The 15,547-nt window shown below is 62.8% G+C and carries 15 protein-coding genes and 1 pseudogene; 7 read left to right on the forward strand and 9 right to left on the reverse strand.

Features of this window, described 5'->3' with window-relative positions:
* Positions 1 to 5 precede the first annotated feature (5 nt).
* Together ACCO44_RS01440 and ACCO44_RS01445 are read left to right on the forward strand one after the other, a co-directional pair.
* The gene (locus tag ACCO44_RS01440; protein WP_372467967.1) at positions 6 to 578 is read left to right on the forward strand and encodes a TetR/AcrR family transcriptional regulator; all 573 of its coding nucleotides are present in this window, start codon (positions 6 to 8) and stop codon (positions 576 to 578) included.
* 152 nt (positions 579 to 730) lie between these two features.
* Positions 731 to 2,035 (forward strand): hypothetical protein, encoded by a 1,305-nt coding sequence (locus tag ACCO44_RS01445; protein WP_372469457.1) that lies wholly within the window; start codon positions 731 to 733, stop codon positions 2,033 to 2,035.
* On the opposite strand, the pseudogene ACCO44_RS01450 reads toward ACCO44_RS01445, so the two are convergent.
* Positions 2,032 to 2,289: pseudogene (locus ACCO44_RS01450) on the reverse strand (hypothetical protein); the annotation flags it as partial. The gene ACCO44_RS01445 and the pseudogene ACCO44_RS01450 overlap by 4 nt on opposite strands.
* Before the next feature lie 241 nt (positions 2,290 to 2,530).
* On the opposite strand from ACCO44_RS01450, the gene ACCO44_RS01455 reads away from it, so the two are divergent.
* Positions 2,531 to 2,779: a TetR/AcrR family transcriptional regulator C-terminal ligand-binding domain-containing protein gene (locus tag ACCO44_RS01455; protein ID WP_372467969.1), complete on the forward strand. Its 249-nt coding sequence runs from the start codon at positions 2,531 to 2,533 to the stop codon at positions 2,777 to 2,779.
* Between the two features lie 53 nt (positions 2,780 to 2,832).
* On the opposite strand, the gene ACCO44_RS01460 is transcribed toward ACCO44_RS01455, so the two are convergent.
* From ACCO44_RS01460 to ACCO44_RS01475, 4 genes are all read right to left on the reverse strand, one after another.
* Positions 2,833 to 3,045 (reverse strand): hypothetical protein, encoded by a 213-nt coding sequence (locus tag ACCO44_RS01460; protein WP_372467971.1) that lies wholly within the window; start codon positions 3,043 to 3,045, stop codon positions 2,833 to 2,835.
* Between the two features lie 294 nt (positions 3,046 to 3,339).
* Positions 3,340 to 3,810 carry a hypothetical protein gene (locus ACCO44_RS01465; RefSeq protein ID WP_372467973.1) on the reverse strand — a complete coding sequence of 157 codons (471 nt, stop codon included), beginning with the start codon at positions 3,808 to 3,810 and terminating at the stop codon, positions 3,340 to 3,342.
* A 24-nt stretch (positions 3,811 to 3,834) separates the two neighbouring features.
* A complete protein-coding gene (locus ACCO44_RS01470; protein ID WP_372467975.1) occupies positions 3,835 to 4,080 on the reverse strand; it encodes a hypothetical protein in 246 nt (81 codons plus the stop codon).
* Between the two features lie 159 nt (positions 4,081 to 4,239).
* Entirely contained in the window at positions 4,240 to 4,701 is a 462-nt protein-coding gene (locus ACCO44_RS01475; RefSeq protein ID WP_372467976.1) for a GNAT family N-acetyltransferase, read from the reverse strand.
* 145 nt (positions 4,702 to 4,846) lie between these two features.
* On the opposite strand from ACCO44_RS01475, the gene ACCO44_RS01480 reads away from it, so the two are divergent.
* Positions 4,847 to 5,743, forward strand: a complete 897-nt coding sequence (locus ACCO44_RS01480; protein ID WP_372467977.1) for a hypothetical protein — start codon at positions 4,847 to 4,849, stop codon at positions 5,741 to 5,743.
* Between the two features lie 141 nt (positions 5,744 to 5,884).
* Here the strand turns inward: ACCO44_RS01480 and ACCO44_RS01485 are convergent, their stop codons facing one another.
* Entirely contained in the window at positions 5,885 to 6,391 is a 507-nt protein-coding gene (locus tag ACCO44_RS01485; protein ID WP_372467978.1) for a DUF4188 domain-containing protein, read from the reverse strand.
* Positions 6,392 to 6,461: 70 nt separating this feature from the next.
* Here ACCO44_RS01485 and ACCO44_RS01490 point away from each other — a divergent pair, with 70 nt between their 5' ends.
* Positions 6,462 to 7,082, forward strand: coding sequence for a MerR family transcriptional regulator (locus ACCO44_RS01490; protein WP_372467980.1), 621 nt, complete (start codon positions 6,462 to 6,464; stop codon positions 7,080 to 7,082).
* On the opposite strand, the gene ACCO44_RS01495 is transcribed toward ACCO44_RS01490, so the two are convergent.
* Positions 7,072 to 8,811 (reverse strand): DNA/RNA helicase domain-containing protein, encoded by a 1,740-nt coding sequence (locus ACCO44_RS01495; protein WP_372467981.1) that lies wholly within the window; start codon positions 8,809 to 8,811, stop codon positions 7,072 to 7,074. The genes ACCO44_RS01490 and ACCO44_RS01495 overlap by 11 nt on opposite strands.
* A complete protein-coding gene (locus tag ACCO44_RS01500; RefSeq protein WP_372467983.1) occupies positions 8,808 to 9,143 on the reverse strand; it encodes a nucleotide pyrophosphohydrolase in 336 nt (111 codons plus the stop codon). The genes ACCO44_RS01495 and ACCO44_RS01500 overlap by 4 nt, the downstream gene beginning before the upstream one ends.
* A gap of 70 nt (positions 9,144 to 9,213) precedes the next feature.
* Between ACCO44_RS01500 and ACCO44_RS01505 the strand changes: the two genes are divergently transcribed.
* A complete protein-coding gene (locus ACCO44_RS01505; RefSeq protein ID WP_372467984.1) occupies positions 9,214 to 9,624 on the forward strand; it encodes a (deoxy)nucleoside triphosphate pyrophosphohydrolase in 411 nt (136 codons plus the stop codon).
* Here ACCO44_RS01505 and ACCO44_RS01510 read toward each other — a convergent pair.
* The gene (locus tag ACCO44_RS01510) at positions 9,614 to 10,696 is read right to left on the reverse strand and encodes a hypothetical protein (protein WP_372467986.1); all 1,083 of its coding nucleotides are present in this window, start codon (positions 10,694 to 10,696) and stop codon (positions 9,614 to 9,616) included. The genes ACCO44_RS01505 and ACCO44_RS01510 overlap by 11 nt on opposite strands.
* A gap of 459 nt (positions 10,697 to 11,155) precedes the next feature.
* Between ACCO44_RS01510 and ACCO44_RS01515 the strand changes: the two genes are divergently transcribed.
* On the forward strand, positions 11,156 to 14,848 hold the full coding sequence (locus ACCO44_RS01515) for a hypothetical protein (RefSeq protein WP_372467988.1): 3,693 nt from the start codon (positions 11,156 to 11,158) through the stop codon (positions 14,846 to 14,848).
* Positions 14,849 to 15,547 lie beyond the last annotated feature (699 nt).

A 15,547-nucleotide genomic window follows, 5' to 3' on the forward strand; every position in this document is an offset into this window, starting at 1 on the left:
GAAAGGTGCCCCGTCCTCGTAGTGAAAAAGCCCGCCAATCCGTGCTGGAGGCGATGCGGCGCGCGCTCGCCGCAGACGGGTACGAGGCCGTGACGATCGAGGGTCTCGCCGAGTCGGCGGAGGTGTCGAAGCAGACGATCTACCGGTGGTGGCCGTCGAAGGCCGCGATCCTCGGCGAGGCGCTGCTCGAAGGATCAGTGCCAGGGGCGGATGTCGCGGTGCCGATGACGGCCGACCTCGGGGCGGATCTGCGCGCGTGGTTCTCGGCGATGTCTGACGGGCTTGCTCGGCCCGAGGGCGTGGCCCTGGCGCGGGCGCTCATCGAGGTGACGGCGGCTGACCCCGAGCTCGGGTTGGTGTTGAACGAGCGGCTGGCCGCGCCGATCCGCGAGTGGGTGGCCGAGCGGGTGTCGCGCGGGCGTGCCGACGGGGATGTGCGGGCGGATGTGGATGCTGCCGCGATCGCGGATCAGTTCATCGCGATGGCCTCGTACTCCGCGTTGATCGGGCAGCCGTTGAGTGCGGAACGGGTCGAGGAGACGGTCGTGCGGTTGCTGCGGGGGATTGCGGCGGGCTAAAAGGTCCAACCCAGGCTCTGTCCGCCAACGCCCAAATCCCCGACTCCCGAGGTCGTATTGACGTTGGAGTGCGTTCGCATTGCCTGGTGTGCGGTATGAAAGGAGACGTGCGCTGCACCTGGATACGCAGCTCTTGAAAGACAGGCAAAATCATGAGCTGGCTGAGCGTGTGGGACTCCGTGTGGATTGCCCTACTTGGGTCTGCGATGTTGTACGGCACCTATCGCGCAGTTGAGTGGCGATGGCCCGAGCGGTACCTCGGAATGACTCAGACTTTTGGGCTGTCGTCGCAGCAGACCTGGATGAGGTTTGCAGCCTATCGGTGCATCCCCACATATCTGTTCGCCGCGACTTGCATTGTGACGGTTGAGCGCGTGGGCGGAAACGGTTGGCTCGCCGCAGGGGTGATGTGGTTCGTGAGCGTCGCCTTGACACATGGGCGGGTGGTGCTGGAGGGACTGATTCGGAAGTGGGGCGAGGCGAACTACGCCGCATACCACCTCTTGATGGCGCTGTTGCTTGCGGGCATTGTTTTGCTCGCCCACTGGAGCGCGCCAAGCTGGGCGGCTCTTGTGCCGCCTCCAGATGAACTGTTGTCAGCCCTTTGGTCGGGACTGCTAGTTGCCGGCATCGGTGGGTTCGCCGTTGCCGTCATTCGTCCACGCAGCGAGCGCGCTCCCGTCTATGGCGAAGAGTACTTCGTGGATCGCGCGACACGCGATGTTGGAATTGAAGCGCTCGACTGGCTCTTCAAGGAGTGCATGCGCACTGGAGCGAACCCCGTGCTAGTCAAAGCGGTGCTGGTCGCAGAGGCCCTGCAGCGGCCAAAGTGGCTGCGAGGAATCGAGCGGGTAATGGTCCGCGTGCGGCTGGCAAAAACTTCTGGCGTGATGCAAATGCCATCCCGCGAGCCGCTCAGCGATCGTGAATCCATCACGGAGGCTGCCAACCGATTTGCCGGCGTGTGGGCGCTTCGCCTGACTGGACCGGAGGAGTTTCAAACCTGGAACGTCGATCTCGGAGACGCCTGGGAATCGGTCACGACGCACAACGGCGACGCGAAATTTGCGAAGACCGTGAGAGACATCGCGAACTACCTACTTGAGACTGTGTCGGGACGTTGGGTCAGTCGGTCGGACTCTGAGCCGATCGTATTGGAACTTCGGCGGCTTCCGGGGAAGTTCATACTTCGGGGTATCGCCAGTGCGGCTGAGCTTTCAATTGTGGAGATCAACGGCAAGGCAAACTACTTCACGATCTCGGCGCCGCCAGATCAAAACCCGGGGACCTGGTGGGCGTGGGAACACGAGGTTGTCTCTGGGGTGCGAGTCATCGCAGTCGTAGATCGAGATCGACACACGGCGGGCGTGGCTCGCCTCGTCGATGGCGAGCTGCACGACGTTCAAGCCGTAAAGGCGACAGACTTTCAGGAGCTGATCGAGAGCGTGATGAGCTAGCGAACGGCTGGTTGGTCACCACCTGGGTGTACTAGGAGGCAGGTCGTAGTCGTGTGGGCTGGTGTCGCGATTCCTTCGTTCCTTGCTTCGTCTTCTGGCGCCTTTTGCCTCGTCGCGAATCGCGCCTGCGCCCGGTCCTGACGCCGTCCGACCTCGACAAGTTCCGTCGCCTTCGGCAGGCCCATTGGCTTGGTCGAGACGTAGACGCTCTCGGCGGTGTCAACGCGGAAGGTCTGGTGCCAGACGCCGACCGCTCCTGGAGCCTTGCGGGCTGCGCGGTTGAAGGCGGTCCAGGCGGGGCGGTGTTCCTGGTTTGTCGACGGAGGATCAGTACTGCACGACGTAGGGTCCGCCCGAGCCGAAGAGCAGGTGGTAGCCAAGCGAGCCCCAGTCGGTGTCGGTGCTCAGTTCGCGCGGCATCCCTGGCATGGCGAAGTGTGCGGGCCGACGTGGATGCCGCGAGTTGCTGCGAGAATTGCGGAACGGGCGAATCGGGTGACGGCGGCCGATCCCGAGCTCGGACTGGTGTTGAACGAGCGGCTGGCGGCGCCGATCCGCGAGTGGGTCGCCGAGCGGGTTTCGCGCGGGCGTGCCGACGGGGATGTGCGGGCGGATGTGGATGCTGCCGCTATCGCGGACCAGTTCATCGCGATGGCGTCGTACTCCGCGCTGATCGGGCAGCCATTGAGTGCGGAGCGGGTGGAGGAGACGGTGGTGCGGTTGCTGCGGGGGATTGCGGAGTAGGCGAACGGTGACCCGCCCCGCTAGTGAGGGCGGGACGGTTCCGGGAGCCGGAGTCAGGCTTCGCGGGAGCGTCGTTCGCGCCGGATGATGTGCAGCACTAGTGCCAACGCTCCGAGGATGAGTACGAGGCCTGTGAGCCAGAACACCCACACGACGTCCTGGAACACGGGCGCGTTGGCGGCGACCGGTAGCGCGCCGCCGACGAGGATCATCGCCACGACGATCGCGCGCTCGAGCGCAGTGCCGCGGACACGCTGAGTCGTCACGAAATCATCGCCTTCGCCACGCATTCCCCTGCAGCGGAAGGTTCGAAGATCGTCATTGTTGCTCCTTCATTGATCGACCCCACTCTGCCTGTACGACGCTATCGCTTTCCATAGCGCCCGCCGACATGCCTGGACCGGGAGCACCGCGCCATGGGTGCCGACAGAAGTCCGTCGGAAGGAGCCAATGAAAGCTCAATCTCGCACGCCCAGCCCCGCATTGTCGGGGCCTTCTTCGTTCCAGGAGGCGACATGATCCCTGCAGCACGCATGCCCGGGCGGGCGGCGTCTAGGGACCTAATCCCACTCTTCGGCGACGAAGTCGGCGCAGGCCGGGCGCGCTTCGTTCTTGTAGCAGTGGGAGATGACGAATCCAGACTTGATCTCGGACCTACTCATCGACTCAACGTCGAGGAGAGCCCAATCGGCGTCGTCGCGATGGGCGAACGCGCCAGCGTAGAGATCTTCGACTCCGCTGCAGGCATCGTAGGTCGGATCGACGAGCGCCACGAACTTGGCTTCTTCGTCCAGCATCATCGCGTCAAGAGCCACTTGTTCATCGTCGGAGACTGCACCGTCGGCATAGATGGCGTTGTACTCCGCGCCGAAGAATGGGTGGGTCGCATAGTGCTTATTCATCGCCGTGCTGGCAACGGCGAACGCATCGTCGCACGCCCGGGACGCGGCCTTGGGACGCTCTTCGCCAGCGCACCCAGTGAGCGCCAACGCGGCGGTGGCGGCAAGGGCAAGATACGTAAGCCTTTTCACGCCAGCACTCTATCGGAGCAACGGTCAGAAGAATGCGGCGATATCGGCCCACGCATTGACGTGCTCCGCTTGAGGGTTCTTGCCGTCCGTGCGCAAGAACGAAAATCCCGACTCGGGCTCCGTCAGGCGTCGAATCTGGGTCCCGATTCCGGGCGGGCCGTTGATTATCCACTCCTTGGCGTCGATGGTCTTGAGGGAGTATGTCTCGCCGTTCGAGCCCTCGAACGTAGATATCGGAGAGCCAGCAGGCGGGGGAGTGTCCGGGAACATGTCGGCACTCTATCGGGTGCGTGCAGAAGATCCCGTCGCTTATCACCGCTAGCGCGACGGACACCAGTAGCCGCTGCTGAGGCAGGGAGGGCTCGGCGTTCGGCTCGCTCGTGCGCAGAGCCTACCCGCGGTCAAGCGGGAAGGAGCAGAAGCTTGACTTCAGACTTCCGAGTAGTTCACCCGTTCCGATTTCGAGAGCAATGGATGCGAGGTCTCATAGCGAACCCAGCCAACGCTGTCCCAGAAACCACGGGAGGTCGCGTTGTCGTTCAGCGAGGTGAATCGCTGCTTCGGGTACTTCTGGCGGAGCGCCAGAAGTGTCGCACGGCCGATACCCATACGCCGCTGCGAACGTGCGACCTCGAGGGCGAGGATGTCCAGATGGCCGTCGGCCATCGAGCCGAACGCTGCTTCGTAAGGCGAATCAACATATAGAGAGAACTTGCACCGAGCCACCTCAACGGCGCCTCGACTGATAGAGATCCAACGGTATTCGCTGCCAGAAGACTGATCGCGACCCCACCAGGGTGCTCGGAATTCACTATTGTGCTCGAAGTAATACCAGTGGCCGCGTCTTCGCTGGGGGACAACCTCGACTATCTCCACTGAAAGGACGGTCATGCGCTGACAGTAGCGGAAGCTGAAGTCCCGATGGGGGTACCTCACATGCCGAGAGTCGGCAGCCTGCAGACCCCGCAACATCCGCGGGTGGCGTGAACGCCTCAACTCCGGGCCGGACCTGCTGGTCCCTGGCAGGATGAGCCTCATGACCGGCACACCCAACGCGCCGAGAGGCCTCCAACGGCTGCCTGTCACAGAGGTCGCCGAGATTGCAGCATCAGAGGAGCTCTCCCGTCGACTCACACAGATCGAACCGCTACTCGACAGGTACGCCAAGATCGCCCAGTTGCGGCCCAAGCCCAACGCTGAGCTCGCCGACGACGACTCCCGCACGTCCTGGCTGCACCTCAGCCACTTCGTGGCCTCGTGCATGGCCATGGCATCGGACAGCCTCGCCTCAACACAGCAGCTGCTGCTGCCCGACGGCCAACTAGAGCACCGCATTACCGCGCACTTTCCCCTCCTCCGCAGCGCAATGGAATCCGCAGGAACCGCCCTTTGGCTTCTCCAGCCCAACAATCAGCGCGAACGCATCACGCGTCTCCTGAAGGCGCGCACCTCGGACATCGAGTGGGACCTACCACTCGTCAAAGCGGCCGCGCGCATCGCAGACCAGAACACTCCCGAAGGCCGTTCGATGGCTCAACGTGCCATCCGTAACGCTGTAGCCCGCAAGAGACGCCACCTCACCCAGATACGCGAGATCGCTACTCGCGAGAAGATCGCCCCAGACGAGTATTCAGAGGGCCTCCCCGGATACGAGCGCATCATCGAACAAGCCACCGCACACCTCGACCTCCCTGGCGCGTCGGCTCCCACGGTCTGGCGGCTCATCTCAGGGCTCACGCATCCATCACCCCTCCGAATGATGGACACAAGCCAACACGGACAGCCGCTCGATAACCAGGATGGGACTCTCTACGTCCTCTCATCGATGAGCCTCGGCAGCACCACCACGGCGCTACTCGCCGCGATGATGATCTACCGCCAAGCCACCGAGCACCTCGCCTACCGCATCGGCCGCCTGCGACCCCACCGGTAAGCATCGGGAGCGGGCGCGCGAACAGGTCAGGTGTCGAAGATCCAGTCGTGAGGACGATCGGTGGGCATGGTGAGCGGGTAATGGGTTTCCTCTAGTCGGTCGTCGGAGGGTGAGCAAGCGTGCAGCGGCGACCGAAACGTCCTACTGGGCCGGCTCGGACTTCTTCACGGCCGTCCGCCCCTCCGCGAACCGCGCCTGCGCCCGGTCCTGACGACGCGGCACCTCGACGAGCTCCGTCGCCTTCGGCAGGCCCATCGGCTTCGTCGAGACGTACACGCTCTCGGCGGTGTCGACGCGGAAGGTCTCGTGCCAGACGCCCACCGCTCCCGGAGCCTTGCGGGCTGCGCGGTTGAAGGCGGTCCAGGCGGGGCGGTGCTGCTGGTTCGGGCTGGACGCGTACGCGTAGAGCTTGTCGACGGACGACCAGTACTGCACGACGTAGGGTCCGCCCGAGCCGAAGAGCAGGTGGTAGCCGAGCATGCCCGAGTCGGGGTCGGTGCTGAGTTCGCGCAGCATCCCCGGCATGGCGAAGAAGGCTGGCATCCACAGGTCGGGGCGCCACCAGCGGTTGATCTGCATTCCGATGTGGAACACGACGAGCTCGCCCTCGTGGCGGTGGGTCGTGCGGCCCGTGATGACTTTCGACATGATGACTCCTTAGTTAGATAGCTTCACTATCCATAATGGATAGCGCTACTATCGAAATCAAGAGGTGGCCATGAGAATTTCCGAACTGTCAGCCCAGACCGGCGTGACCGTGCCGACGATCAAGTACTACCTGCGCGAGGGGCTGCTGCCCGAGGGAGAGCGCAGTTCACCGACCCAGGCCGCGTACGGCGAGACGCACGTGGAGCGGCTGCGGGTGATTCGGGCGCTGCTCGATGCGGGGGTGAGCATCGCCGAGACGCGGCGCGTGTTGGCCGCTCTCGATGAGCCGCCGGAGAACGCGCACAACCTGCTCGGGATGGCGCATGCGGCGATCACTCCGCCGGTGGATGAGTCTTTGGATCTGACGGACGCTGAGGCTCTTGTCGCGGGGCTCGGGTGGAAGCCGGGGATGTGTGACGAGGCGGTGCTTCATGCGGTCGCGCGGGCGCTGCAAGGGTTGGAGCGCGTCGGGTTCACCGTTCCGGATGCGGCGATGGCGGAGTACCTCGCGAGCATGCGGCGGATTGCGGATGCGGAGATCGCCGGGGTGCCGGGGGAGTCTGCGGAAGCGGCGGTGCGGTACGTAGTGCTCGGGTCGGTGTTGGTGGAACCGTTGTTGTTGGCGTTGCGGCGGGTGGCGCAGCAGGTTAGTTCGGGGGAGCGGTTTGGCGGGGATGGAACTAGCGGATGAGCGCCGCGGCCAGACGCGCTCTCAGTGCTGGATCACACACATAGACGTAAGTTCCACGCATCCCACGCGTCAGCAGCACCCCATAGATGTTCCGGATGAACGTCAATAGATCGTCGTCCCCGAACGCATCCTTCAGGTGCCCCGTGTTCTCCTTGCCCTTCTTGTCCCGATAGCTCTCGCGATCAGCGACTATTCGTCCGGTTGCCGGGTCGAGGCGGAGGTCCGGTCCGATGATGACGCCGGCATAGTTCAGGTCGTACCCCTGAACGGTATGGATCGAGCCGACCTCTTCGAGTGATCCCTTTGAGTTGATCCAGTCCTTATCCGTACCGTTCCACCGCATTCGCTGGCCATCGAGCTCGATGTCGAATGCGTCCGGGTTCTTCTTCGACACCCAATCCCACGCGTAGCCTGCGACGAGGCGGGATAGTCCGACCTCGGCATCCTTCTGTCGGATGGCATCGCGCATCTGTCCGAGGTCGTCGAAGAGCCGGAGTTCATACTCACCGAGATCGGGGAGCGATGGCGTTTCATCTCGCAGGAGGGCGCGGACGAACTCGACGTAGTCGGCGCCAGCCTGCACGCGCATCTGGGTCGTCAGAAGGAAAAAGCGATGCGCGTCCTTGGACCCACTGATTTCGGCGCTGAGCGCCGCCGGAGAAAGATCATGGGGGCGCACGCTCTGCTCCCCGTCGACGAGCAGGAGCTGATGCTTGCTGCGAGCCTTGATCCAGTCGAGCTGGGTGTAGCGAGGATCATCGCTACCGAACAGAGCCTTGTTGATCTCGCGGAACTTCTTGTTCTGCACCCCCGACGCCTGATTGGCTCGCTGCCCGAGTCGGTGGGTCTCATCGACGAGAACGAGGTCGTAAGCCACGTCCGATTCACCGAGCTGGAACGGCGACATCACCATCGCAGCATCGAGCTTGGGAGTCTTCTTGAAGACCTTCTTCACCGACATCCGCAGAGACTGTTGCGGGATCACGAGCGCCATCCGAAGCGTCTTAAGCAGCTCGCGATTCTCGGGGACGAAGAACTCCGAGAACATCGAGTCTGGCTCGACCCCGTCGCGGTCGTCGTAATCGCGGATGTCGGCGAGCAACTTCATCAGGAAGATCGCGATGATCGTCTTGCCAGTACCCGGGTTGCCTTGGACTACGAGCGTTGATCGAGCGCCGGGGTCCTGGAGGTCTTCGAGCAACCCCTCCAGGATGTCCATGATCGCGATGCCTTGGTCGTCGGTCAGGGCTTTGAAGGGCGAGAGCTTGAAGAGGTCGGAATTCTCGATCTGGGGGATGCTGCGCGAGAAGAGTCCTTCTGCTCGCAGCGCTTCAAATACATCGCGGAACGACTCGCGGTAGAGGGCGCGGTCGTAGTACTGAGCATCTGTCAGACCGTCGTTGCCATTGAGGATGCGGTATTGGCCGTCGCCCGAGAACCAGCGAATGAGATGCGATTCAAGGTCGAGACAGACTGACTTGTTGAACGTGTGATCCACGACGACGCGGATCGATTCAAGGGACTCGTTCTTCTTCGAACCAGCGAGGTGCTGACGCATCCGTGTAGCGGCGCTCACCGTCTCACCGACGTAGAGCCCGGGCGAACTGCGCTGGGCGTCGCCTTCGATCACATATACAACCGGCCAGTTCGTGTGCCGGGTATCGTCGCGCGCCCACGTATCAACAGCGTCACGGCGGAAAGGAAGGCGCTGGATGCTGAAATCTGTCACTCCGGCGCCTCGGTAAGTTTGGTGTACTTCGTCATGCGGCCCTTGGCCAGCTCCACCGGGTACTTCGCCTTCGTCGACTCCAACTTCTTCACGACGATCTCGTCGAGGTCAACGCCGATCTTGTTCGCGAGGTGGATGCAGTAGGTGACAACATCCGCGAGCTCCGCCTCTACCTGTTCCTGGTCGAACGCCGGGGACCATTGGAAGCATTCAAGAAGCTCGCCAGCCTCGATCGAGATGCTTTTGGCGAGGTTCTCAGGCGAGTGGAACTGGTCCCAGTCCCGTTCTGCTACGAAGGCGCGAAGGGTGGCGAGAGTCTGCGGCGACGGCATGATGCGACGCTAGCAGGGTCGGGGTAGGGGCCCCGAGGACGCTCCCTGTTAGCTTGCTCTCGGAGGCATAGTGAGCGAGAGCCGTGTTATCGAGGTCGTTGCAGCCGTAATCGAGCATGAAGGCAAGATCCTTGCGTGCCGTCGCCGACCGGAGAAGGCCGCTGGAGGGAGATGGGAGTTCCCCGGCGGCAAACTCGAAAAGGGTGAGACGCACAGCGAGGCTTTGGTGCGAGAGATACGCGAAGAGCTCAGCACCTCAATCGAGGTCACCGCCCCGCTTCGAACGGATGACACCGTGGTCGGCGAAAGCACCATCCGCCTCATTTGTCTTCGCGCCAGGTTGCTCGGAGAGCCACCGACCCAGAGCCTCGATCATGATGAATTGCGCTGGGTTCGTCGTAGCGATCTGCCGGATCTCGATTGGGCCGCCCCGGACCTGCCAGCTGTCACGGAACTTGCGGCCGGATCGCCTACTCGATGACCAAGAACCCCTCGTCGTCGCGGACGATCAGGAGGATTCCTAATTCGGACAACAAGGCCTCGAGATGTGCGATCGGTCGACTGGGAAGCAAGACGACGGGAATCGCGGGCCTGCCGGATTCCCGAGCGAGTAGCGAGTAGTCGAGGATCTGCCCAATCGCGGTGCGGACATATTCACGGGCGGGCGACTTCTTCGCTTCGACGATCCAGCCAGACTCCGAGACATAGAGATCCGGCTCGATCGTGGCGCCTGCGGAGCCCAGGCGAAGGCGCTGAGGAGTCTCACCACGGGACTTAATCCACTGCCCGAAGTCCTTCTGCAACTCGAACTCGATTCGGGAGACGACGCGCTCACCTGGGATGAGTGGCGCTCCGACGATGTAAGACGAGGACTCGGGAGGTGTCCACGACGAGGCCTGTGCGCTTTCCGCGAGGGGCGCGGATGGCGCATCGAGTGCTTCCACATCGGCGTCAACTGGCACGAGCTTGAAAATGATTCCTTCGCGAAGATTCCCGTCGGAGTCCGGGATCGTCTCGATGCTGAACGCTGGCTCGCCTGTCGTGAACTCCCCCACATAGGTGACGTAGGTGCCTTGCTTCGTGAGTAGGCGGATAGGACGCCCATTCTCGGCCGCGTCTCGAAGCGCTGTGTTTCCGCGCGCGAATATTTGAGGGCCGCGCTGGCCTTCGCCCGTGTAGAGAAACGAGCCGTCCTCCTGCAGTCCTTCAAACGCGTCGTATCCGTGCCGCGCCCCGCTTTCCGGACTGGTGATGACGAGGATGTCGGGAATCGACCTGGGCGTGATGATTCCACCCTGTTCCTGACCTCCGTAGGCGGCGTGGATCTCTCGTCGCAGCACGGTGTCGCCGATCTCGAGAGTCCAGAGCGCCGGATCGGTGGGTCGGAGCTGCCGGGCGAACCGAGCCCGCACGGCGTCGGCCTGACTATCCTCGAGCTCCCACCGGGCGACACCTTCGGGCAGCCTGCCGTATTGCTCCCGAAGGAAGCCGCGGATGCGCTTCTGGTTGACGTTCAGTTCGAGCGAGAGTCGGGCCGGCGTCGTAGTGCTCACGCGACGCAGCATATCGATATGCTGCACCACCCTTGCTTGCACGTGGCGGGGACGGCGTAACTGTGCGAGCTCGTCTTCACCTCGATGAGCACGCGTCCTGATCGAACTGCGGCTGCAGTCGACTGGCCGAGGCGTCGACATCGCAAAGCCTAATCTCTTGCAGGTGGCTGAGCTGGGGTTCTTCGTGGTATCGCCAGATGCCCGCTTATCGAAGTTCTTCCTTTGCGGATCTGAAGACGCGCGGCGCATCCCCAATTGCATAGGGTGAGCGGGTTTCCAGTCCTCTGCGGGGCGAGTCTCGCCCCCTTACGCTGTCGGCGCGCCGCCGCTTGCGCACCAGCTGTCGCGTTCGGGAACGCCCGGTCACTCGTGTGGCACGCAGAGGAGCCGTGATTTCGGTATGAATAGAGGGTTCATCCAACGATTCGCGTTGTCGCGCGAGGTAGAGAGCGAGAGCGAATGGACCGCATCGGAACGCCGAGCACGGGTTCGAGCACGAGCACGAGTTCGCTCATCCCACTGACGCCTGACTACATTGCGGGGCGGCACGGCACCTACGCGGACGCGTTGGAGCAGGCGATTCGAGGCGGGAAGGTATCTAACGTCGCTCTCGCCGGGTCGTACGGGTCTGGGAAATCAAGCATCCTGCGCAGCGTCGTTGACCGCTTTCCAGGGCAGGTTGCGGAAGTTGCCCTTTCCCCACTGCCAGGTGCGCCATCTGGGACAGCATCCGACGAGGGCGCTATCCAAAAAGAGATCGTCAAGCAGTTGCTGTACGTCGTGGATCCGGCGCGAGCCCGCGCCTCGAAGTTTCCGCGCGCATCGAAGGACCGATGGTTGCGAGCCGCTGTCTGGGCGCTCGGTGTAGGAGCCGTCGGGGTTGCGGTACAAACGATCGTCGCGGTGGCCGTCGTACTTCTAGGCGATGGGGAGTTGACGCTTGATCTAGCGATGTCCGCAGCGACCTTCATCGCTGTGACGGTGCTGGCATTCATGTTCCGTCGTCTCACGGCGGGGCAGTGGTCTATACGCGACATCAAGGCCGGCCCTACGGGCCTCACTATCAGCAAGGAAGAGGTCACTTACTTCGACAAGTACCTCGACGAGATCGTCTACTTCTTTCAGCTATCGAAGAAGCGAGTGGTGGTCTTCGAGGACATGGACCGGTTCGGAGGCACCGAGATCTTCGCGAGCCTACGCGCGCTTAACCTCCTGCTCAACAACGCGGCTCAGTTGAAGCCGCGTTTAGTCTTCTCTCCTCTGGACCGCTGGCGAGCGTCCAGACCCGCGGATCAGGGTCGGCACCGAGAAGTGGTTGACGGTCCCATCGTGTTTGTCTACGCGGTGCGCGACTCACTGATTCCGGTGCCGGATGGTAGTGCCCAGGTTGGTGCAGATACGGACCAGTTTGTTCGTACCAAGTTCTTCGATCTCATCGTTCCGGTTGTCCCGTTCGTGACCCCGAGCAATGCACGCGAAGCTCTCACGGATGAGTTTTCAAGCCTGGGCGAGCATGGCGTGAATTCAGAACTACGACAGGCGGTAGCGCAACACTTCCCGGACCTGCGACAGCTGCGCAACATCCGCAACGAGTTCCAGATCTATCGAGAAAGGCTGCTCCGCCCCGGACGGTCTCTTGATCAGCTCGATCCGGACCGTTTGTTTGCCCTCATCGCCTACAAGAACTCCGACCCCGCGGACTTCGAGATGATTCGGCTGGGTACCAGCAAGCTCGACCTGGCGCGTGATTTCGCTGCGCGCCTGAGCGCGCAGCATCTCGCGACCGTCACCTCGCGATTAGAGGTCCCTTCGGCGGAGCGCCTTCAGGATCATGCGGTTCGCTTCGGGCAGGCCGTCGCCGCGCGCTCCGAGGTATTGGGTATCTCGCTCAGCAACTACGACACGGGTGTCTACCTCACAGAGGAGCAATTGACGTCGCTCGATGTGCTCCGCGACATCGCCAGCGAGACCTTGAAGGTCGGTTCTAGCGGGAGCCGCCAGATGATGGCCATCCGCGATCTCGAAGCCCTTGGGGGGCTATCCCTCGACTTCGCTCGGCAGACGAGCTTTGACATCACCGAGCTCGAGCGACACCAGCTTCAGGAAGAGCAGACTGCGCTCGCACATGCCACCTGGAAGTCGCTCTACGACATGCCTCAGTACGCCTACGCAGCGGCCGAGGACGCAGACAACCGCTTCGTATCATTCGATGCCTACAACTTCGCCGGGTACGTGCGGGAACGCTTCGGTGAAGGGCTCGTGCCCGCATTAATCTCGCGCAACGTGCTTACTCGCGATTTCGCATTGCTCATCACTGAGTACGCTGGTCAACACATCAGCGTCACTGCTCGGAGCTTCGTGAACGGCGTACTGGAGAACCCGGTGCGCACGGTCCGCGCGCCGATCTCAGGCGCCGACATCGAGCAGATTCTCGACGAATACACGGAGGACATCCTCTCTCGCCGGGGGATGGTGAACGTTGCCGTTCTCGAGCACCTCCTCGTTCATCAGCTGAGCTCGGCGGAACGAATCATCAGGCAGCTCGCGCAGATGACTGAGGACGACGAATCCTTCCTCGACGAGTTCTTCGCGAACGAGGCCGAGAGCGCCAGCGCCGAGATCGCGTCTCAGGAGTTGGTTCTCGCGATGGCTCGGAGCTCCGGGGCGATCCTCGACTACCTGGCGCGGTCCGAAAGGCTGGAGTCGCAACGACGCCTAGAGCTCTTCGGGCAGGCGCTTGGCGTCGTGCGTATCTCGACCCTCTTCACCCCTGATTGGGTCGCGGCCCGACGCTACGCAGCTGACGAGCAAGAAGACCTCGTTGTCTTGCGAACGAAGGGCGGTAACAGCGCGAACGCAGTCGCGGCTCTTGTGCGGCTGGGTGTCACAATCCGAGATGTTGAACGGCTGTCGATGGATGCACGGGACGTGGTCTTGCAGCTCAACGGTTTCGCGCTCACGTTGAACAACTTGCTGGTCCTTAACTATGTGACACCTTTGGGGTCTCTAGCGCTGGATCGATTGATCCACGCTAATCCGCCGCTCTATGAGGCAGTGGCCAAGCGACTTGACGAGTACCTGGCTCTTGACGACTCTCAGGGTGACCTAGTCATCAGGTCCGCCGCAGGTCTACTCGATGTGCTCAACAACCTCGCCGACCACATGCCCGACGACGAGAACGCTCGTGCCCGTCTTTGTGCAGTGGCCGAGCTTGCCTCGCCGGACGTCGCCGTTGATGACGTTAGTGACATGGCGCCGCCGGTAGTCGACGCGCTCTTCAGATCGTTCCGAGCAGCGCCGTCGGTGCGCAACTTCACGGATGTAGCGGGCGTCGAAGGCCTTCCCGTGAGCGCAGCGGTCCTTCTCGCCCACACGCGGCGGGTGGACTCCGCCGAGGCGACGGCCAAGGAAAGCTCCTGGTTGGCGAACCGGATCGTGGAGCTCGCAATCGCACGCCCCCAGGAGCTTCCGTCCGAGATCGTTGTCGAGATCATCGGTTCTTTCCAGCTCGAGGAGCCACTGGACATTTCCGTGATCGCCAGAGCCCCAGCGCCTCTGGCAGCCGCTCTTACCCGCGCGATGCACGTTAGCGCGAATGAGCTCCTGAGCATCGTCAAGCCATCAAGTCCCTGGGAGCTGCGAGAGGCCTTCCTCGAGCAGTTCCCTGAGGACGCCTGGGAACTCGCCGTTCCACTCGTCGCCACCAACGACGTCCCGGCTTTCCTCGCAAACGCGGCTATCCCCCCTGGCACCAAGAGGGAGGCGCTGCAGCACGTGGAGGTACTGGTGGACCCCGCCGGAGGGGACGCGGCTGCAGCCGCTGACGCGCTCGTCACCTTCGCGGATAGACATGGGTCCCGCGTTCTCGGCTCTGACATCGTCACCCTGGCTCGCCACACGACGGAACCTGTGCGCATCCTCAGAATCATGCTCCTTGACGTCAACGAGGACAGCTGGGAGATAGCTATGTACATTCTCGATGAACTGGGGGATCCGTACGCAGCGATCTTCGACCTTGACCTAACTTCGCCGAAGTTCCCGAATGACAAGACTCACCGTAGGTTCCTGCGGCGCCTCGAAGATCACGGGTACCTTCGCCAACTCCCGCAGAAAGACGGTGACGAACTTCTGTCGATAAAGCGGGTTAACTAAGTGAGAGTGCGCCCGACGGGCGGTCGCTGGTGTGCGAGCTGCGCTCGACGGACGAGGTCAGCCGACAGTTTTTCGCCGATCCTGAGGCATGGGTCCGCACACGTGATCGCAATAGCGCAGCGACTGGTGCGAAACGGTCACGATCGCGATGTCGTGCGTACCCCGAACGCCCTGCCCCTCGTCGTCGAACGGCCACACGATCAGATCATCGTCTGAGCCACTGCCGGGCTCCAGCCGCCGCTCACGCCACTTCTCGACGTCTCCGACGGGACCCGGATGCCGCCACAGACCTGCAGAGGGCGACCTCTGGTTTCGATCCTGGGAGTGACGTCGCACATCCGGGCACCCGTTCACGTCCTCACCTCACCAAGGGCCCCGTCAGCGGCGCGTGGCTCGTGATCTTGTTCGGGTCGCTGCGGCGGCGCGTGGAGGTCCTCGTCGAGGAGTGCCCTGCCCCTGCGAGGGATGCTCGTCCCGTCCCGTCGCGGCACGTTGTCGTCCAAGACCCCATCACGGACATGGAGCAACCCTTCGCGCACGCCGAGCCGTGCACTCACCCGCGAACCAGCGAACCATAGGGCTTCCGGGTCGCCACCCTCGTCAGCGCGAGAAGGATGAGGCGCTTTACAAGCGTGGTGCCGGCGGCGGATTGAGCAGGGATTCACCACTACCAAAGAGCCATGCGTCCCCGCCTACCCG

It is taken from the genome of Microbacterium maritypicum, from assembly GCF_041529975.1.
Taxonomy (GTDB): Bacteria; Actinomycetota; Actinomycetes; order Actinomycetales; family Microbacteriaceae; genus Microbacterium.